An 18,810-nucleotide genomic window follows, 5' to 3' on the forward strand; every position below is an offset into this window, starting at 1 on the left:
CGTCCATTATAGTGGTATTATATATAAGTCTGAATAAGTAAATGATTTTAGTTTGGAGGGAAAATAATGCGCGTTAATATTACTTTGGCTTGCACTGAATGTGGTGAGCGTAACTATATTTCTAAAAAGAACAAACGCAACAATCCAGACCGCGTTGAATTTAAAAAATATTGCCCACGTGATAAAAAATCTACGTTACACCGTGAAACAAAATAACAGCTTTGCTGTTTGAGGTGTAAGAAAAAAGCCAGAGCTTTGAAAAAGGTTCTGGCTTTTTTTCTATTCCGAGGGGGATGAGAGATGAAATCACAATTAAGAAAACAGACGATGGCGGCACTGTCTGCTTTACCAAATGAAGATCTGCTTCAAAAAACGGACCGTATGTATAAGGATTTGTTTTCTCTGCCGGACTGGCAAAATGCCAGCACCATTGCCGTCACCATTTCCAGAGGACTAGAGATACCGACGCGTCCTGTCATTGAGCAGGCTTGGGAGGAAGGAAAGCAAGTTTGCATCCCCAAATGCCATCCGGACACGAAGAAAATGCAATTTCGCGCATATCAGACTGATGATCAGCTCGAAACCGTTTACGCCGGACTCCTTGAGCCGATAATTGAAAAAACAAAAGAAGTAAACCAATCACAAATTGACTTGGTGATCGTTCCAGGTGTTTGTTTTGATGTTAACGGGTTTAGGATCGGCTTTGGAGGCGGTTATTATGATCGTTTTTTAAGTAAATATCAAGGAAAGTCAGTCTCTCTGCTTTTCGAGTGTCAGCTGTTTGCGCACGTACCCCGTCTGCCGCATGACATGCCGGTACATAAGCTGATAACAGAGGATCGCATCATTTCTTGTTATTCATAACTTTCCTGCCTCTTTTCCAAGAATAAATCAGGTAGAATAACAAACCCTATTGGCAGGAGGGATATCATGAAAAAACTTTTGATTTATGCCATTTTTGCTGTTTCTGCCGTCATGTTTTACCAAAATCGCTACCGTCTTATGAATACTGTACTCAGCCAGCCAGGAATCAGGCGGTCTTTTATCCATTTGTTTTTAAGAATTCCGTTTATCCGCAATAAGTTTATACAGCAAGCTTTCTAAAATCCCGTGAAAAACGGGATTTTTTGCTTTCAGTAGGCGTTTCGGACCGCCAGCTGTTATAATGAAAAAAAACTATTGGAGCGGTAAATATGTTTTTGCTGGAGTATACATATTGGAAAGTGGCAACGCACCTGGTTAAAAGGGGGTATGGCGTCATACAAGCCGGCGAGTCAGATGAAATATGGCTGGAAGCGCCGGACAAGTCCTCTCATGATCTAGTTCGTCTGTATAAGCACGATCTTGATTTCCGTCAAGAAATGGTTAGAGACATCGAAGAGCAGGCCGAACGAGTAGAAAGAGTCAGAAATCAATTGGGCAGACGAAGGATGAAGCTGCTGAATGTATTTTTTTCAACTGAAGCCCCTGTTGATGACTGGATAGAAATTGACAAACGACCTTTTGAGAAGGGAACTGTGTCAGTTGAGCCTGTGATCGTTAGAGGATCGATGCTACGAGATGATCTTCAAGCAGTTTTTCCATCATTTCGTACAGAAGAAAACGTTTCGTTTGAAGACACGCAAATGGCAAGGGAACGCTTCCTTTCGTTAGTGCAGAAACAAGAAGAACAGAGAAAAACTGAAGCGGCGGTTTTTCAAAACGGAAAACCCATTTTTACATATTTATTTATTGCGCTTCAGGTCCTAATGTTTTTCGTGCTCGAAATAAACGGGGGCAGCACAAATACGGAGACGCTGGTCGCTTTTGGAGCAAAGGAAAACAGCCTGATTGCACAAGGAGAATGGTGGCGTCTTCTGACACCGATCGTGCTTCACATTGGCATAGCGCATTTAGCTTTTAATACGCTGGCTTTATGGTCGGTTGGTACAGCGGTTGAGCGCATGTATGGATCGGGCAGGTTTCTGCTGATTTATCTGGCGGCTGGCATTACGGGATCGATTGCGAGCTTTGTGTTCAGCCCGTATCCTTCAGCAGGCGCATCAGGAGCCATATTCGGATGCTTAGGCGCACTGCTGTATGTAGCTTTGTCAAATCGGAAAATGTTTTTGAGAACTATAGGAACCAATATTATTGTCATTATTATCATCAATCTGGGCTTTGGTTTTGCGGTTTCGAATATTGATAATTCGGGACATATTGGCGGCTTGATTGGCGGCTTTTTCGCCGCTGCAGCACTGGGGCTGCCCAAAGCCGGAGCCTTGGGAAAAAGATTGTTGTCAGCGGTTATACTGATTGCTTTGGCGGCTGGATTTTTATATTACGGATTGCATTCGCCTTCCCACCAGGAGTCAGCGCTGATTCAGCAGGCAAGCGAGCTTTATCAGGAAGGAAAGTATGAAGAAGTAACGGAATTGCTAAACGGAGAAGCAGAGCAAAAAGATGCCTCTGCCGATCTGTTGAAAATCCTGGCGGTTTCTGATATTCAACTCGGCGAATATGATCAGGCGGTTTCCCTTTTGGAACGAGCAGTGAAAAAAGAACCTAAAGACCATGCTTCATATTACAATTTAGCCGTATTGTATTTGGAAAATAATGAGCTTGGCCAAGCAGAAAAGGCCATACGGACGGCTGTAAAACTGAAGCCGAAGGAGAAGCGCTACAAAGAGCTCCAGCAGCAAATTGAAAACAATAAAGAATCATAAAGGCGGAATAGGTAAGGGGGCTGGCTTTTTTGTCAGCGTTTTCTTCTTGACGGACCGCTTCCATATGAATACGCTTATGTTAAGTTAAGATCAAGAAATGGTGAGGGAAAATGGATACATTTTATGATGTGCAGCAGCTGTTAAAAACGTTTGGCCACATTGTTTATTTTGGAGACAGAGAGCTTGAAATTGAGTTTATGTTAGATGAATTAAAGGAATTATACATGAACCACATGATTGAAAAGGAGCAGTGGGCCAGAGCGGCAGCTGTCCTTCGAAAAGAATTGGAACAAACAAAAAACGTTAAGAGATTTTTATAAAGGCTAAGGTGATAAAAATGGATGAGATTTGGTTTGCGGGCGTTGACCTGGGAGGGACGACGATTAAACTCGCTTTTATTAATCAATATGGTGAAATTCAGCATAAATGGGAAGTCCCGACTGATAAAACCGGCGACACCATTACCGTTACAATTGCAAAAACAATCGACAGCAAGCTGGATGAGCTGCAAAAACCGAAGCACCTCATTAAATACATCGGAATGGGCGCACCAGGTCCTGTAGATATGGCGGCAGGAGTTGTGTATGAAACCGTAAATCTAGGATGGAAAAATTACGCTTTAAAAAACCATTTGGAGACAGAGACCGGCATCCCAGCAGTGATAGAAAATGACGCGAATATTGCTGCGCTTGGGGAAATGTGGAAAGGAGCGGGTGATGGCGCAAAGGACGTCATTCTCGTGACGCTTGGCACAGGAGTTGGAGGCGGCATTATTGCAAATGGTGAAATTGTACATGGCATAAATGGCGCAGGCGGAGAAATCGGCCATATTTGCAGCATCCCTGAAGGCGGAGCGCCTTGCAACTGCGGCAAGACGGGCTGTATCGAAACCATTGCATCGGCAACAGGAATTGTAAGAATTGCAAAAGAAAAAATAGCGAATGCTAAGCAGACGACACGTTTAAAAGCAACTGAACAATTGTCAGCGCGGGATGTGTTTGAAGCGGCTGGTGAAAATGACGAAATTGCCCTTGAGGTGGTTGATTATGTAGCCAAGCACCTTGGTTTGGTGCTCGGAAATTTGGCAAGCTCGCTTAATCCGTCAAAAATCGTTCTTGGCGGCGGCGTATCGAGAGCCGGAGAGCTGCTGAGATCAAAAGTAGAGAAAACATTCCGCAAATGCGCGTTTCCGCGGGCAGCCCAAGCTGCTGATATTTCAATCGCAGCGCTTGGAAATGATGCCGGCGTTATTGGAGGCGCTTGGATCGCTAAAAACGAATGGCTAAAACACCAAAATTGTTAAAATTGTGTAAATGAAATTGATTTTTTGTTGTGCTCAGGTTAAGATTTAATTTGATGTGTTAATGAGAATGTTGGGAATTGACTGATTTTTTTGAGCGTGCTGCATAGGAGGTTGAAATGCGAAAAACATTTTTTTCGAAGATTTCATTTATGCTGATTGCCATTTTATTGATGTGGCTGAAAACGTATGCTGTTTACAAAACCAGTTTTCATATTAAAATCGACAATCTAACACAGGAATTTATTCTGTTTATCAACCCATTGAGTTTTTTGTTGCTTATTTTTGGCCTCAGCCTGTTTTTAAAAGGCAAAAACAGAAATCGTTACATTATCGCGATGAGCTGTCTTGTCACGTTTGTATTGCTGGCTAATATGGTTTTTTACCGTTTTTACAATGATTTCTTAACAATCCCTGTTCTTTTTCAAACGAGCAATATGGGTGATCTCGGAAGCAGCATCGGAACACTTCTTGAACCGACAGACCTCCTATTGGGTGTAGATATTGCGGTTTTAATATGGCTTCACATCCGGCAAAAAGCTTTTCAATCGGACATTCCCTCTACGAAAAATGAACGGGCGGCTTATTTTTTGTTCGTTGCTTCTGTTTATTTCTTCAATCTGGGCTTGTCTGAGGCGGAAAGACCTCAGCTGTTGACACGCTCATTTGACAGAGAAATGCTTGTTAAAAACATTAGCCTGTTTAATTTTCATATTTACGACGGTGTTCTTCAGTCAAAGCAATCCGCACAGAGAGCGTTGGCAGATAGCAACAGCCTGACGGAAATTGAAAACTATGTAACCGCTAATGCGAAAGATGCCAACAAAAGGTTATTCGGCGCTGCAAAAGGAAGGAATGTCATTCTCGTATCCTTAGAGTCAACGCAAAGCTTCGTGATTAATGAAAAAGTGAATGGAGAAGAAATCACGCCTTTTCTGAATGACTTTATAAAACAGAGCTACAACTTTAATAATGTTTACCACCAAACAGGCCAGGGGAAAACCTCGGATTCTGAATTTATCGTGGACAATTCACTGTATCCGCTTGGACGAGGTGCCGTGTTTTTTACGAATGCGGGCAATCAATATATGGCAGCTCCTGAAATTTTGAAAAACAGCGGATATTATTCAGCGGTGCTTCACGCTAATAATAAAAGCTTTTGGAATCGTGATTTAATGTACGACTCATTTGGATATGATTCGTTTTTTGATAGTAACTCGTATGATGTTACGGACGAAAATTCAGTCGGCTGGGGACTAAAGGATAAAGAATTTTTTGAGCAGTCTTCAGAGCTGATGAAAAATCTGCCTCAGCCGTTTTACTCAAGGCTGATCACACTGACGAACCACTTCCCATTTGATCTTGATGAAGAGGATCAACTGATTGATGAATATGATTCAAGCAGCCAGACGCTAAATAAGTATTTTCCGACAGTGCGTTATCAGGATGAGGCGCTGAAACGGTTTATCGAAAAGCTGAAGGAAGACGGGTTATACGACAACTCTGTTATTGTATTATACGGTGACCATTATGGTATATCGGAAAACCATAATGAAGCAATGGGGCAGTTTTTAGGAAAAGAAATAACCCCATTTGAAGAGGTGCAGCTCCAAAAAGTGCCGCTTGTCATTCATATTCCGGGTATTACCGATAAAAAGCCGCAAACCATAGAAACAGTAGGCGGGCAGATTGATATCAGGCCGACGCTGATGAATCTTTTAGGAATTGATACGAAAGATCAAATTCAATTCGGCAACGATCTGCTTTCGGACGAAAAACTGGACTTTACGGTGCTCCGGGACGGGAGCTTTATCACGGATCAGGTTGTATATACAGACGGTGCGTGTTATGACAAAGAGACGGGAAAACCGTTAGAAGAGACACAACAATGTGAAGCATTTGCTGATAAAGCGAAACAAGAGCTATCACTTTCTGATGAAATCATTTATGGAGATTTGTTGCGATTTTATGATCAGAAAAGGCTGGACAATTCGTCAAAACGGAAAGAAAAACAAATGCTTGATCAAGCATCGTAATCATAATGTCTCCCGCATCAAAGTGAGCGGGAGGCTTTCTTTTTTTAAGTGCGCTGTCATATAGTAACAAAAAAGGGGGATGATGATGGCGTTTATTACGGTGAAGCCTGAGATCAAGAACAATTTGTCCAGAGTGGCGAGAGAGCTGAAGATAGACGAGGAATTGCTTAGACGTGCAAATCGTACCGCACAGGAACACCAATTGTATTGCCCTGGTTATGTGATAGAAGAGCATAGTGGCAAGGAGCTTCAAACCATACAGGACATAAAGCGTTTTTTACAGCCTCGGCAGCTGGACTTTTCTGATAAATGGATTGAACAAGAGAAAATCTACGATGATTCAGCTGTTGAAAAGGAACTAAAGAAGATCATTGATGTGTTTCCGTTTGTCTCATGCAGGGAAATTGGCCGTTCTGTACTCGGAAGGCCTATCTGGGAGCTGAAGGCTGGTGGGGAGCATACTGTAAAAAAGGTCCATATGAATGCATCATTTCATGCGAATGAGTGGATTACTACGTCTGTCCTGCTAAAATGGTTTAAGGAATACTGTATGTCATTATGCCGCAACTCGCCCTTCTTCGGCTTTTCTCCCATACAGCTGTTTAGCAGTACATCCTTATCCCTCGTTCCTCTTGTCAATCCGGATGGCGTTGATCTTGTCTTAAACGGATCAGAAGTTATGGGAGCCAGAAGAGATGAGCTCGAGAGGCTAAATGAGCATCGTCCGAATTTTAATGAATGGAAGGCGAACATAAACGGGGTTGATTTAAATAAACAATTCCCTTCGTTATGGGAAATTGAAAAATACCGAAAACCGACAGCACCCAGCTACCGCGATTTTCCGGGAATCTCTCCGCTTACAGAGCCGGAATCCATTGCGATGTACCGGCTGATAACGGAGAATCCGCCTGACAGACTGCTGGCTCTCCATACTCAAGGGGAAGAAATTTATTGGGGCTATAAAGGCCTTGAGCCTGAAGAATCTGCCGCTGTTATAAAGGATTTTGAGGAGATAAGCGGGAACATTTATAAGGGAGTAAGGGATATAGACAGCTACGCGGGATTTCGCGATTGGTTTATTCACCACTATTTTAAAGAAGGGTACACGGTGGAACTTGGAAAAGGCCGAAATCCTTTGCCGTTTCAGCAGTTTTCACATATTTATAACGCCACAAACGGCATCTTGTGGAGAGCGTTATTTTTTCATGAGTAACTAAAACTTTTTCTTTTTTCTGCCGAAGCAAATATGAGACAATAAAGAGGATCGGAGGGGAAGGCTGATGAGATCAGTTTGTTTCATTCTGCTGTCGGCATTGCTCTTTAGTTTATCGGCATGCGAACCATCTCATCAGCAGCAAAAACAGGCATCAGCGGCAAAAGATGAGGAAAAAGATATCATACCGCTTTCCGCGGAAAAAGCGGACGGGGCGGAAGGCTGGCTGAATAACAGCACCATTTTATATACTGCGTCTAATCCGACGAAAACAGAGCTTTTTGCGTACCGCATCTTTACAGGCAAAGCGAAAAAGCTCTATCAAACGGATGGTCAAATCGTTGATGTTCAAATTAATGCGAGGGAGCAGATGATTCTGCTGCAAATCACACATAGCCAAAAGACAGCAGTGGTTTTGCTTAATGCAGACGGAGAGACGCTTTACGAAAAAGATTACGAAACATATGAACTGGAGGCTGCTTGGAATCAGTATGATCCTTATCAAATAATGGTGACGGAATTCAGTGAGAACTGGGATTTCCATACATATCAGGTGAATGCTAAAAAAGACGAGTCTTTCTTAAGTCCGGTACAGGTTCCGTTCATTCATTGGACATCCAAAAATACATTTGATTATGTAAAAGAGGGAAGAGACGAAAAAACAGGGCCTTTATATACGTTTAATACAGTCTCTAAGACGGAGCAAAAGCTTGAGGATAACGTTCTGTTCTTCGATTCTTTCCATCAAATGAGTTTTACTGTGAAGTCAGCTTCCGGAGAGAAAGGGACGTATCAGTTTGAAACGCCGCATACAAAATCACCTGTTACAGTGAAATGGCCGCTCCAAACGAAATATACAAGTTTGGCTCCAATGGAGTATGACTATGATGAAGCGGGAGGCCTGTTTTATACGTTCAAACAAAGCGGTGATGCTTATAAGCTTGCTGCAATCAATGTGGCATCGGGTGAGACAAAAGATCTTGTCTCTCTGCGGGAAATGGAGCCGATTCAAATATCTCCGAACGGGAAATATGCGTTATACGGCTTTCATTTTGAGCAAATCATTTTATTGAAATCACATAAAACGAAGCAACTCATTATTGATCAAAAGGAGATGGAGTAACGATGGCTATCGCAGATGTGACCATTATCCCAATCGGTACGGAAACACCCAGTGTCAGTGCTTACGTGGCCGATGTGCAAAAGATTTTAGAAGGATATCAAGCTGAAGGGAAAATCAAATATCAGCTGACACCGATGAGTACGCTGATTGAAGGTGAACTCAGTGACCTTTTCACAGTCATTCAGGCCATTCACGAAGCGCCATTTCAAAAAGGATTGCACAGAGTGGCAACGAATATCCGCATTGATGACAGACGTGACAAAAAAACGACGCTTGAGAGCAAAATAGAAAGTGTCAATAAACATTTACAGCCATAAAAATAAACCTGTATCCCATCGGATACAGGTTTTAATGTGCGGTTGGATAGCCGCTGTTTATGACGGTCATCACGGTAAACCAGCCAAAGACAAATAAGGTGGCGCCGGCTAATAAAAACCCGAGTATATTTTTATTTCTAACAGAACGCAAGACTCCCCATAAAGCGAAAAGAGCGACAAGGCCGAAAATCACGACAAGTAACATAACACAGCCCCCTTTACATTGAAAAACCTGCAATTCTTTCCAGTTTTATTCTACCTGTTTTTTATAGGTTTGTCGATAGCGTTTTCATTGCGATTGTTTGAATCTTTTTTAAAAAACCCTCATAATAAGAGCATAAAAAAGAAAGAGGTGATAATAGTGAAATGGAGACGAATGCCAGTAGGGCCGATTCAAGCGAACGCATATTTTCTCATCAGCGATGATCAATGCCTGATTTTTGATCCGGGCGGCGAGGGACATAAAATCAATCAATACATAAAAGAAAAAGGGCTGACGCCTTTAGCCATTTTGCTTACACATGCCCATTTTGACCACATTGGGGCGCTTGATGAAGTGAGAGAAAAATGGGATATTCCTGTTTACTTACATCAAAATGAAAAAAATTGGCTTACGGATGCCTCTCTAAACGGCTCCGGCATGCTGCGAGGGATAGAAGTTACAGCTAAGCCTGCAGATCATCTGATTGAAGGCGACGGTGAGTTGAATATCGGGCCGTTTCATTTGGAAACATTATTTACGCCGGGACATTCACCAGGCAGTGTGTCTTACTATGTGAAAGACGCAGACTTGGTGATCTCAGGAGATGTTCTGTTTCAAGGCGGTATAGGGCGTACGGATTTAATAGGCGGCGATCAAGAGACGCTGCTGACATCCATTCATGAAAAACTGCTTACGCTGCCGGAACATACGCTGGTGTTAAGCGGCCATGGACCTGAAACAGACGTACTGACTGAGCAGGATCAAAATCCGTTTTTAAATGGGTTTTCATTGTAAAAAAAGAGACAAACCGATAAGGTTTGTCTCTTTTTGCATTTAATGGCCTCCGCCGCCGGGCACCATAATAAAAATCGAGTAATATGTAAAGCCGGCGAAGAAAATCGTTAAATAAGCGCCAAAAATATAAATATACATGCGTTCAGTTAAGTTCAAATACGATAGGAACACAAATAAAATCGTCTGTCCAAAAAATAAAAGGGAAGCATCTTTCATATCACCTAAATAAAACATGACTGCAAAAATTCCCGTCCAAAATCCTAACACCCGGAACATGCGATTCATTTTTTATCCCCTCCCGAGAGTCCCTCTGACTGTTATTATAATAGATCACACCTAGAAATGTAAACATTTTCATGATTAATATACATATGGAATTTGTCCTTTTGATGCGTTCTCTAATGTATGAATATTTTTTAAAAAATAATCCGAAAAAATTTCTGTAAATGGTTTAAATGAAAAATGATCCGGGTAGTTATTCTACAAAGAGATGGTTAACTGAGGAGGAAAATAAACAATGGAACAACAATTAACTTTTTACTCATACCCAAGCTGCACGTCATGCCGAAAAACAAAACATTGGCTTAAAGCACATCAAATTGAATTTAACGAACGGCACTTATTCAGAGAAACCCCAACAATAGATGAATTAAAGTACATCTTATCGTTAACGACAGAAGGCATTGATGAAATTTTAGCGACACGAAGCCAGACCTTCAAAAATTTAAATTTAAACATCGAAGAAATGACGGTAAATGAGGTGCTGGAACTTTTAATCGAGAAGCCAAAGCTTTTGCGACGCCCAATTCTAGTGGATAACAAAAAGCTGGTGATCGGTTACAATCCGGGAGAACTGTTGAAATTATCAAAGAAGAAAACGGTTCATCAATCTGCATGATGAAAAACCGAAGATCCGCTGATTTATACGAATCAGCTTATCTTCGGTTTTTCACCTGTTCAGAAACTGGGCTAGCTGGATTCGAACCAACGATCACGGAGTCAAAGTCCATTGCCTTACCGCTTGGCTATAGCCCATTGAATGTAAACATAGTATGTGTAAAGGCAGATGCGTTATACATATAAAGCATAATTTTCAAATACAGGAGGTAACTCATTAAGATGGCAGCTCTTGATCAGCACTTAACAGAGCACAAAGAAGATATCACGCAACAATGGCTGGAAGTTTGTACGTCAAAAGGCAGCTGGCTGTATTCGGCGAAAGATCAGCAAAAACTAGCACAAAAGTTAAAAGACCAACATGAATTATTGGTGACCATCGTAGCAAAATCCCTTGGAAAAGAAGACGTAACGGAGGAGCTCAATCGATGGTCTCTTCAATGCGCCAGAGACCGTGCCGTTCATGAAGTGACGGTAACAGAAAGTGTCGGCCAGTTTAACGCCTTCAGGCACATTATGTTTGAATGGATTCAAAAATTCAGCGAAGCTTCTTCTCAAGAAATCAGCATTCAGGATTTTTATGAATGGAGCCGGATCTTGAATCAAAACATTGATAGGATCATCGAAGTGTTTACGGAGGAATATCATCAGGTGACCATAATACAATTAAACGCGCAAAAAGAAATGATTAATGAATTGAGTGCGCCGATTATGCCGATCACTGAGGGAATAGGGATTCTTCCGCTTGTCGGTGAAATTGATACCTACAGAGCGAGGACGATTTTGGAGTCGGTGCTGGAGCAGTGCTCAGCGTTAAAGCTCTCGTATTTATTTTTAGATATTTCTGGCGTTCCTATCGTTGATACCATGGTGGCCTATCAAATTTTTAAAGTGATTGACAGCACCAAATTGCTCGGGATTGAGACGATTATTTCAGGAATCAGGCCGGAAATTGCCCAAACTGTCGTGAAGCTGGGTCTGGATTTTTCGAATGTGAAAACCGAGCAAAGTCTTGCTAAAGCTCTGGCCAATAAAGGATTTAAAATAAAAGAGTGTTGATGCTTTTGCCATTCATTCTGAAAGTAGAAGCTGAACAGCCTTTCTCAGGCTATTCAGCTTTTTTTACTTCTATAAATAAAATGTGATGGCTGTCGATGTCTTTTACCTTAAAAGAGTAGCCGTCATATTCGATGACACTTTCAGGCTCAGCGTCTATGTTTTGTGTCAGAAACCAGCCGCCCAAGGTGTCTACTTCCGCGTCTGATAAATCTGTACCAAGCAGGCTGTTGACGTCGGTGATTAATAATTTTGCATTTAATAAATAGTGATCCTTTCCAAGTTCGCGTATATGAGGCACTTCATCCGCATCAAATTCATCACGGATTTCTCCTACAATTTCTTCGATAATATCCTCGACAGTGACCAAACCGGAAGTCCCGCCGTATTCATCTATTAGGATCGCCATATGAGTGCGTTCCTTTTGCATTTTCAGCAGTAGTTTATAAATAGGAATCGTCTCAATGACATGGATAACCGGCTGAACGAAAGGTTCAATTTGATGCTTTTTGAGTGAAAAATCTTTCGTCAGCATGGAAAACAACACTTCTTTCATATTAATCACGCCAATGACGTTATCTTTATCCTCTCTTACAACTGGATACCGCGTATATTTTGTTTGCTTGACTGTTTCCTGAAGATTTGAAATGGAGCCTTCATCTAGTGATAAACTGACCATTTCATTTCGCGGCACCATAATTTCCTTTGCCATTCGTTTATCAAAGGTGAAGATATTATTCATGTACTTTAATTCACTTTTTCTGATCTCACCGCTTTTATAGCTTTCAGCCAATAGGACCCGCAGCTCTTCTTCTGTATATGCCAGTTCATGCTCTGATGCCGGTTTCAGTCCGAACACTCCTGTAATCAATCGGGCAGAGTGGTTCAGCAGCCAAATGAATGGAAACATGATCTTATAAAACCAAATAAGCGGTTTAGCGAACAACAATGTAATGCTCTCTGCCTTTTGAATGGCGAAACTCTTTGGCGCCAGCTCCCCGATCACGACATTTAAATACGTAACCGCTAAAAACGCGATGACGAGTGAAAGTAGGTGTGTAAGCGATTCATTTAAGCCTGCTTTATGAAAAAGCGGCCGAAGCAGAGTTTGCACCGTCGGCTCTCCAAGCCATCCCAATCCTAAAGCTGCGACTGTGATGCCCAGCTGACAGGCTGATAAATATTCATCAAGGTGAGTGATGACATGCTTTGCCGCTTTAGCACCTTTCTTTCCTTTTGCGACAAGCTGATCAATTCTGGATCGCCGCACTTTTACAATTGAAAATTCTATGGCGACAAAAAATCCTGTTAACAAAATGAGAATAGCGACTGCTAGTAAATTGACAAATTCCAAAACAAATGCCTTCTCCAAGGAAGGCATGCACCTCCCTTTTCCGATGTCTTTCTCCATTCCATACCACCTGAAAATGCTCATAAAACATGTGTCAGAGCCGCACAATGGTTTAGTGACGCCGTTATTGGGCAATTAAAGTATAAAGAACAAAAGTTTGGAGGAGCTTGACATGAAGGCACATAAGGGAAAAGATTGGTTTTGGTACCAAATGGGGCCTCAGGAAAGAAGTAAGGCAAGGGATCTCATTCACTTTTCTCACTGGCCTCAGTGTGAAAAGTGGTTTGAAAATAACCATCACGTTAATTTTTTGCGAGTAGATACAACTGAAACGGATAATGAAGCGGTATTTGGGTCGATTGTTTATGATCAGGGGCTTGGTGAAGAAAAAGACCATACTGTTTTTCACTTTTATATCACCAGACAATATTTTTTTACAATCAACTTTGACTTTGCGATTTTGAGAGAGATTAAAGGAAAAGAAGTTGTCCGGCAAATGGAAAGAGCGGACAATGCGATAGAGGGGTTTTTAATTCTTCTCGGCGAACTAATGAATGCGTATTTAATCGGTGTCGATGAATTTGAAGTAAAGCTGAGAAAGTTGCGATGGCAAATTAAAGACGACAATAGCAAAAGCATTTTAAACCGTGTCCATCTCCTGCGCCATGAACTGATGATTTGGAAAAATTTAATATTAAGCGCCAAAAAAATTGAAATGGCATTGAAAGAAACCTTTTTACCTCAAAATGAAGGGAAAAAGGATTATCAGCGGACACACCAGAAAATTGACAGAGGATTTACATACATCAGCGAATTTGAAGGGGAGCTGAACAATCTGCTGCATTCAGAGGAAGTCATTACCTCACACAGGGGGAATGAAATTGTAAAAGCATTGACCATTTTCACGACGCTATTTACGCCGATTACAGCTCTGGGCGCCTTATGGGGGATGAACTTTTCAGTAATGCCGGAGCTGAATTGGAAATATGGATACCTCTTTTCTCTCTTATTGATTGTCACATCTACGGTTCTGATCTACCTATATTTGAGGAAAAAAGGCTGGACGGGAGATATGCTGCAGGAGCGGAAGAAGAAAAGGGAATCTCGAAAAAGGCGGACCTTATAAGATGTTTCATATTTTGTGCAGCGGATAAAGAATAAATAGAACACGGTAAAGGAGGAATGAACATGAAAATAAGAGACATCATGACGAAGAATGTAGAATGCTGTGAGCCAGACGCTTCAATCACGGAACTAGCGAAAAAGATGAGAGACTCCAATGTCGGTTCTATTCCAATCTGTGAAAATGGCACGCTTCAGGGGATTGTATCTGATCGGGATATTGTGACGAGATGCTTAGCTGAAAATCAGATGGATGCAAAAGCAAGTGATATCATGAGCACTGACATCGTATCGGGCCACCCTGATATGTCTGCTGAAGAAGCGGGGCAGCTTATGGCTAAGCATCAAATCCGCCGTTTACCGATCCTTGAAAATGGGCACATTACCGGTATCGTTGCCTTAGGCGATCTTTCTGTTGAGAAAGATACTGATCAAAAAGCCGGAGAAGCATTAAGTGAAATTTCTAAAACAGCATAATGAAAATGGAATAAAGCAGGCATGGTGACCATGTCTGCTTTTTTATATTGGGAAAATAATAATGAAAGGAGTACATTCCAGTTGAAAGTCTTTTTTCTGCCAGCAGGAATTGATTTTTCAGCCTATAATGCCTTCACAAAATCACGTTTTTCCTGTTTGATTATCGCCTCTTTTTTTCCTACAATACGCATGGAAAGGAGAGGGAATCAAATTGGATTCAATAGAAAAGATAAGCAAAAACTTGATTGAAGAGGCATATCTAACAAAGGCTTCTGATATTCACATCGTGCCGAGGGAGCGAGACGCTATCATTCATTTTCGGGTCGATCATGCCTTGCTGAAAAAAAGGAACATGAAAAAAGAAGAGTGCGTAAGACTGATTTCACATTTTAAATTTCTTTCTGCAATGGACATAGGGGAAAGGCGAAAGCCGCAAAACGGTTCGCTTACGTTAAAGCTGAAAGAGGGAAATGTTCATTTAAGAATGTCAACGCTCCCCACAATTAATGAAGAAAGCCTCGTGATCAGAGTGATGCCTCAATACAATATCCCTTCGATTGATAAACTGTCGTTATTTCCAAAGACAGGAGCCACATTACTCTCATTTTTAAAACATTCCCATGGCATGCTCATTTTTACCGGGCCGACTGGTTCAGGGAAGACTACCACATTATACTCTCTGGTTCAATACGCAAAAAAACACTTTAATCGAAATATTGTTACATTAGAGGACCCTGTTGAAACTAGGGACGACGACGTTCTTCAGGTTCAGGTGAATGAAAAAGCCGGTGTAACTTATTCCGCAGGTCTGAAGGCAATTTTGCGCCATGACCCCGATATGATTATTTTAGGTGAGATCAGAGATGCGGAAACAGCTGAAATTGCGGTGCGGGCAGCGATGACGGGACATCTGGTACTGACGAGCCTTCATACGAGAGATGCAAAGGGCGCAATTTACAGGCTGCTTGAATTCGGTATCAATATGAATGAAATTGAACAGACCGTCATTGCAATAGCGGCTCAGCGCTTGGTTGATTTGGCTTGTCCATTTTGTGAAAACGGATGTTCATCAGTATATTGCCGTCAGTCACGAAATACCAGAAGAGCTGGCGTTTATGAGCTTCTTTATGGGAAAAACCTTCAGCAATGTATCCAGGAGGCAAAAGGAAATCATGCAAATTACCAATATCAAACACTTCGTCAAATTATCAGAAAAGGAATTGCGCTCGGCTATTTAACGACAAACAACTATGACCGGTGGGTTTATCATGAAAAAGATTAGAAAAACCTGGCCGTTAAAGGATCAGGCCCGGTTATTAAAGCGGCTCGGAGAAATGACGGCAAGCGGATATACACTTCTGGATGGATTGCGCCTGATGGAACTTCAGATGAATAAGAGGCAGTCAGCTGACTTGACTGATACGGTCACTCGTTTGAGGGAAGGGGCTCCGTTTTATCAAGTATTAAAGCGTTTGTCATTTCATAAGGAAGCTGTAGGTATTTGTTATTTTGCTGAAACACATGGTGAACTGCCTGCCTCCATGATCCAGAGCGGAGAGCTGCTTGAACGAAAAATTGCACAGGCAGACCAGCTGAAAAGGGTGCTGCGCTATCCGCTTTTCCTCATCTTCACCGTTGCTGTCATGTTTTATATGTTACAGTCCATCATCATTCCTCAATTTTCCGGTATCTATCAATCGATGAATATGGAAACCTCACGTTCAACCGATATGCTTTTTGCTTTTTTTCAGCATATTGATCTTGTGATCATTTTGCTGATTCTTTTTTCAGCTGGTATCGGGATTTATTATTGGTTTGTGTTTAAGAAAAAATCACCTGCCAGGCAAATGCTTATTTGTGTCAGGATTCCTTTTGTCGGAAAGCTTGTCAGACTGTTTAACAGCTACTTTTTTTCTTTGCAGCTAAGCAGCCTTTTAAAATCAGGCCTCTCCATTTATGACAGCCTTCATGCATTTAAACATCAAACGTTTCTCCCTTTCTACCGCTGCGAGGCAGAACACGTGATTGAACGGCTAAAAGCCGGTGAATCAATTGAAGCGGCTATTTGTGGGAGCCCTTTTTTTGAAACTGATTTTTCAAAAGTCATATCCCATGGCCAGCTGAGCGGCCGTCTAGATCGTGAGCTTTTCACATACAGCCAGTTCATATTGCAGCGGCTGGAGCATAAGGCGCAAAAATGGACAGGCATCCTTCAGCCGATGATTTATGGATTTGTTGCTGCAATGATCTTACTTGTGTATTTATCTATGCTTTTGCCTATGTATCAGATGATGAATCAAATGTGAAAGGAAGAGGCTGATGAATGAAAAAGGATTTACACTTGTTGAAATGTTGATCGTGCTCTTCATTATTTCCATATTGCTTTTAATTACAATACCGAACGTGACGAAACATAATCAAACCATTCAAAAAAAGGGCTGTGAAGGCTTACAAAACATGGTTAAAGCACAAATGACTGCATTTGAGCTTGATCATGAAGGACAAACTCCGAGCCTTGCCGATTTGCAGTCAGAGGGCTATGTGAAAAAGGATGCTGTCTGTCCAAATGGGAAGCGCATTATCATCACTGGCGGAGAAGTTAAGGTTGAACATTAAACTAAACGAGGAGGAGGGGTTTACCCTTTTAGAAAGTTTGCTTGTGTTAAGTATAGCCTCTATCCTCCTAATTGCCGTCTTCACCACACTTCCTCCTGCTTATGAGAATACAGCTGTCCGACAGGCAGCATGGCAGCTGAAAAATGATATGATGCTCGCACAGCAGACTGCGATTTCCAGTCAACAAAGAACAAAAATTCTCTTTCACAAAAAAGAATATCAATTAGTCATGGGTGATACGGTAATTAAACGTCCTTATGCAACGGGACTTTCTATAAAACCGCTGACATTAAAAGACCGTTTGGAATTTAATGAGAAAGGGCACCCGAATGCAGGCGGGAAAATACAAGTAAAAGGCTATGCGACTTATGACATAACAGTTTATTTAGGGAGCGGGAGAGTCAATGTGGATAGGAAGTAAAGGTTTTTCTACAATAGAAACAATGTCTGCGCTAAGCCTATGGCTGTTTGTGCTGCTGACAGTTGTCCCCTTGTGGGACAAGCTGATAGCTGATGAAAATATGTCGGAATCACGAGAAATCGGTTATCAGATGATGAATGAGAGCATTAGCAAATATGTCATGACTGGTGAAGGAGCCGCGTCAAAAACGATGACAAAGAACAACCAGACCTATGCTATGACGTGGGAGGAGGAGGGCGAATATCAAAACGTATGCATCTCAGCGGCAGCTTATAAAGAGAAATCATTTTGCCTCAGCATTCTGCAGACAGAATGGCTACACGCTTCTTAACGTATTATTTTCTCTCTCTGTCTTTTTGCTCATATCAGGATCGTTAGCGACGATTTTCCATCTGTTTTTATCTCGACAGCAGGAGCATGGCGGTTTCACACAGCAAGAATGGATGATTTCGATAGAACAGATGATGAATGAATGCAAGGAGTCACAGGCAGTTAAGACAGCCGAGCATGGGAGCGTTTTAATTTGCACCAACCTTTCCGGGCAAGACATCCGTTTTGAAGTTTATCATTCTATGGTAAGAAAAAGAGTGGATGGCAAAGGGCATGTTCCCATTTTAGATCATATTACAGCTATGAAAGCTGATATTGAAAATGGTGTTGTTTTGCTGAAAATTGAGAGTGAGAAAAAAGTGTATCAAACTTCTTTTCCGGTTTATTCGTATTTAGGAGGAGGGTGAATGTACCGTACGAGAGGGTTTATTTATCCAGCAGTTCTTTTTGTGTCAGCGCTTGTGCTGTTAATCGTGAACTTTACTGCTGCTCAATATATTTCACGCTGCATGTTTGAGAAGGAAACGAAAGAATTATATACAGGAGAGAATTTGCTTCAGAATGGTGCGCTTCTTTCAATTCGGCATGTCCTTGAGCAACAGAAAGGGCAGAAGGGTACGCAGCAATTTCCATATGGACAGGTTTCTTATTATATTCACGATACATCAATAAAAGAGCAAAAAGAAATCAACTTAAAAGTGTTGACGGAGTCGGGAACAGAAAGAACTGCACTGATCGTGTTTGATCAAAAACAGAAAAAAATGCTGAGCTGGACAGAATAAAGCAGTGGAAAGGGTATAAAAAAAGTCATATGAGACAACACTTCATAATAATTGAATGATGAGGTGA

General features: G+C 41.6%; 24 protein-coding genes, 1 tRNA gene and 1 pseudogene. 22 read left to right on the forward strand and 4 right to left on the reverse strand.

All coding sequences use genetic code 11. The features are described from left to right. Positions 1–66 precede the first annotated feature (66 nt). The 10 genes and pseudogenes from rpmG to NZD81_RS03360 all read left to right on the forward strand — a co-directional run bounded on the left by rpmG (position 67) and on the right by NZD81_RS03360 (position 8,694). A complete protein-coding gene (gene rpmG / locus NZD81_RS03315) occupies positions 67–216 on the forward strand; it encodes a 50S ribosomal protein L33 (protein WP_003153056.1) in 150 nt (49 codons plus the stop codon). Positions 217–300: 84 nt separating this feature from the next. Continuing rightward, positions 301–864: a 5-formyltetrahydrofolate cyclo-ligase gene (locus NZD81_RS03320; protein WP_282372680.1), complete on the forward strand. Its 564-nt coding sequence runs from the start codon at positions 301–303 to the stop codon at positions 862–864. 66 nt (positions 865–930) lie between these two features. Further along, positions 931–1,104, forward strand: a complete 174-nt coding sequence (locus NZD81_RS03325) for a hypothetical protein (protein ID WP_003230126.1) — start codon at positions 931–933, stop codon at positions 1,102–1,104. Between the two features lie 89 nt (positions 1,105–1,193). Continuing rightward, entirely contained in the window at positions 1,194–2,705 is a 1,512-nt protein-coding gene (yqgP, locus tag NZD81_RS03330; RefSeq protein ID WP_289859534.1) for a rhomboid protease YqgP, read from the forward strand. Positions 2,706–2,815: 110 nt separating this feature from the next. Continuing rightward, a pseudogene (locus NZD81_RS03335) lies at positions 2,816–3,032 on the forward strand (YqgQ family protein). Between the two features lie 10 nt (positions 3,033–3,042). Further along, positions 3,043–4,008, forward strand: a complete 966-nt coding sequence (glcK, locus tag NZD81_RS03340) for a glucose kinase GlcK (RefSeq protein WP_071581444.1) — start codon at positions 3,043–3,045, stop codon at positions 4,006–4,008. A 116-nt stretch (positions 4,009–4,124) separates the two neighbouring features. Next, the gene (locus NZD81_RS03345; RefSeq protein ID WP_014664606.1) at positions 4,125–6,041 is read left to right on the forward strand and encodes an LTA synthase family protein; all 1,917 of its coding nucleotides are present in this window, start codon (positions 4,125–4,127) and stop codon (positions 6,039–6,041) included. Positions 6,042–6,123: 82 nt separating this feature from the next. Beyond that, positions 6,124–7,254 (forward strand): M14 family metallopeptidase, encoded by a 1,131-nt coding sequence (locus NZD81_RS03350; RefSeq protein WP_282374351.1) that lies wholly within the window; start codon positions 6,124–6,126, stop codon positions 7,252–7,254. Between the two features lie 67 nt (positions 7,255–7,321). Beyond that, complete coding sequence (locus NZD81_RS03355) at positions 7,322–8,377, forward strand: YqgU-like beta propeller domain-containing protein (protein WP_014664604.1); 1,056 nt, start codon at positions 7,322–7,324, stop codon at positions 8,375–8,377. A gap of 2 nt (positions 8,378–8,379) precedes the next feature. Beyond that, a complete protein-coding gene (locus NZD81_RS03360) occupies positions 8,380–8,694 on the forward strand; it encodes an MTH1187 family thiamine-binding protein (RefSeq protein ID WP_282372671.1) in 315 nt (104 codons plus the stop codon). Positions 8,695–8,725: 31 nt separating this feature from the next. Here the strand turns inward: NZD81_RS03360 and NZD81_RS03365 are convergent, their stop codons facing one another. After that, positions 8,726–8,899 carry a DUF2759 domain-containing protein gene (locus tag NZD81_RS03365; RefSeq protein ID WP_003230141.1) on the reverse strand — a complete coding sequence of 58 codons (174 nt, stop codon included), beginning with the start codon at positions 8,897–8,899 and terminating at the stop codon, positions 8,726–8,728. A gap of 156 nt (positions 8,900–9,055) precedes the next feature. On the opposite strand from NZD81_RS03365, the gene NZD81_RS03370 reads away from it, so the two are divergent. Further along, positions 9,056–9,691 carry an MBL fold metallo-hydrolase gene (locus NZD81_RS03370; RefSeq protein WP_014480263.1) on the forward strand — a complete coding sequence of 212 codons (636 nt, stop codon included), beginning with the start codon at positions 9,056–9,058 and terminating at the stop codon, positions 9,689–9,691. 39 nt (positions 9,692–9,730) lie between these two features. On the opposite strand, the gene NZD81_RS03375 is transcribed toward NZD81_RS03370, so the two are convergent. Further along, positions 9,731–9,976 carry a DUF2626 domain-containing protein gene (locus NZD81_RS03375; RefSeq protein ID WP_003226300.1) on the reverse strand — a complete coding sequence of 82 codons (246 nt, stop codon included), beginning with the start codon at positions 9,974–9,976 and terminating at the stop codon, positions 9,731–9,733. Positions 9,977–10,208: 232 nt separating this feature from the next. Between NZD81_RS03375 and mgsR the strand changes: the two genes are divergently transcribed. Beyond that, the gene (gene mgsR, locus NZD81_RS03380; protein WP_014664601.1) at positions 10,209–10,589 is read left to right on the forward strand and encodes a transcriptional regulator MgsR; all 381 of its coding nucleotides are present in this window, start codon (positions 10,209–10,211) and stop codon (positions 10,587–10,589) included. A 66-nt stretch (positions 10,590–10,655) separates the two neighbouring features. Here the strand turns inward: mgsR and NZD81_RS03385 are convergent. Continuing rightward, positions 10,656–10,726, reverse strand: a tRNA-Gln gene (locus NZD81_RS03385). 84 nt (positions 10,727–10,810) lie between these two features. Here NZD81_RS03385 and rsbRD point away from each other — a divergent pair. Beyond that, the gene (gene rsbRD / locus NZD81_RS03390) at positions 10,811–11,647 is read left to right on the forward strand and encodes an RsbT co-antagonist protein RsbRD (protein ID WP_014664600.1); all 837 of its coding nucleotides are present in this window, start codon (positions 10,811–10,813) and stop codon (positions 11,645–11,647) included. 49 nt (positions 11,648–11,696) lie between these two features. On the opposite strand, the gene NZD81_RS03395 is transcribed toward rsbRD, so the two are convergent. Further along, a complete protein-coding gene (locus NZD81_RS03395; RefSeq protein ID WP_069150775.1) occupies positions 11,697–13,025 on the reverse strand; it encodes a hemolysin family protein in 1,329 nt (442 codons plus the stop codon). Between the two features lie 142 nt (positions 13,026–13,167). Between NZD81_RS03395 and corA the strand changes: the two genes are divergently transcribed. The 9 genes from corA (at position 13,168) to comGG (ending at position 18,743) form a co-directional block, all read left to right on the forward strand. Further along, entirely contained in the window at positions 13,168–14,121 is a 954-nt protein-coding gene (corA, locus tag NZD81_RS03400) for a magnesium transporter CorA (RefSeq protein ID WP_282372667.1), read from the forward strand. A 62-nt stretch (positions 14,122–14,183) separates the two neighbouring features. Next, complete coding sequence (locus tag NZD81_RS03405) at positions 14,184–14,594, forward strand: CBS domain-containing protein (RefSeq protein WP_041521379.1); 411 nt, start codon at positions 14,184–14,186, stop codon at positions 14,592–14,594. 211 nt (positions 14,595–14,805) lie between these two features. Continuing rightward, positions 14,806–15,876 carry a competence protein ComGA gene (gene comGA / locus NZD81_RS03410; RefSeq protein WP_041521378.1) on the forward strand — a complete coding sequence of 357 codons (1,071 nt, stop codon included), beginning with the start codon at positions 14,806–14,808 and terminating at the stop codon, positions 15,874–15,876. After that, entirely contained in the window at positions 15,863–16,900 is a 1,038-nt protein-coding gene (comGB, locus tag NZD81_RS03415) for a competence type IV pilus assembly protein ComGB (RefSeq protein WP_282372665.1), read from the forward strand. Before comGA ends, comGB begins: the two co-directional genes overlap by 14 nt. 13 nt (positions 16,901–16,913) lie before the next feature. Next, the gene (comGC, locus tag NZD81_RS03420) at positions 16,914–17,210 is read left to right on the forward strand and encodes a comG operon protein ComGC (protein WP_003230162.1); all 297 of its coding nucleotides are present in this window, start codon (positions 16,914–16,916) and stop codon (positions 17,208–17,210) included. Next, positions 17,200–17,631, forward strand: a complete 432-nt coding sequence (comGD, locus tag NZD81_RS03425; protein WP_014664593.1) for a competence type IV pilus minor pilin ComGD — start codon at positions 17,200–17,202, stop codon at positions 17,629–17,631. Before comGC ends, comGD begins: the two co-directional genes overlap by 11 nt. Next, positions 17,615–17,962: a competence type IV pilus minor pilin ComGE gene (comGE, locus tag NZD81_RS03430; protein WP_014664592.1), complete on the forward strand. Its 348-nt coding sequence runs from the start codon at positions 17,615–17,617 to the stop codon at positions 17,960–17,962. The genes comGD and comGE overlap by 17 nt, the downstream gene beginning before the upstream one ends. A gap of 25 nt (positions 17,963–17,987) precedes the next feature. Then, positions 17,988–18,368, forward strand: a complete 381-nt coding sequence (locus NZD81_RS03435) for a ComGF family competence protein (protein WP_014664591.1) — start codon at positions 17,988–17,990, stop codon at positions 18,366–18,368. Beyond that, positions 18,369–18,743, forward strand: a complete 375-nt coding sequence (gene comGG, locus NZD81_RS03440; protein WP_071578591.1) for a competence type IV pilus minor pilin ComGG — start codon at positions 18,369–18,371, stop codon at positions 18,741–18,743. Positions 18,744–18,810 lie beyond the last annotated feature (67 nt).

Origin of the sequence: Bacillus sp. B.PNR1 (assembly GCF_030386235.1) — a bacterium.
GTDB classification, from domain to species: Bacteria; Bacillota; Bacilli; order Bacillales; family Bacillaceae; genus Bacillus; species Bacillus stercoris.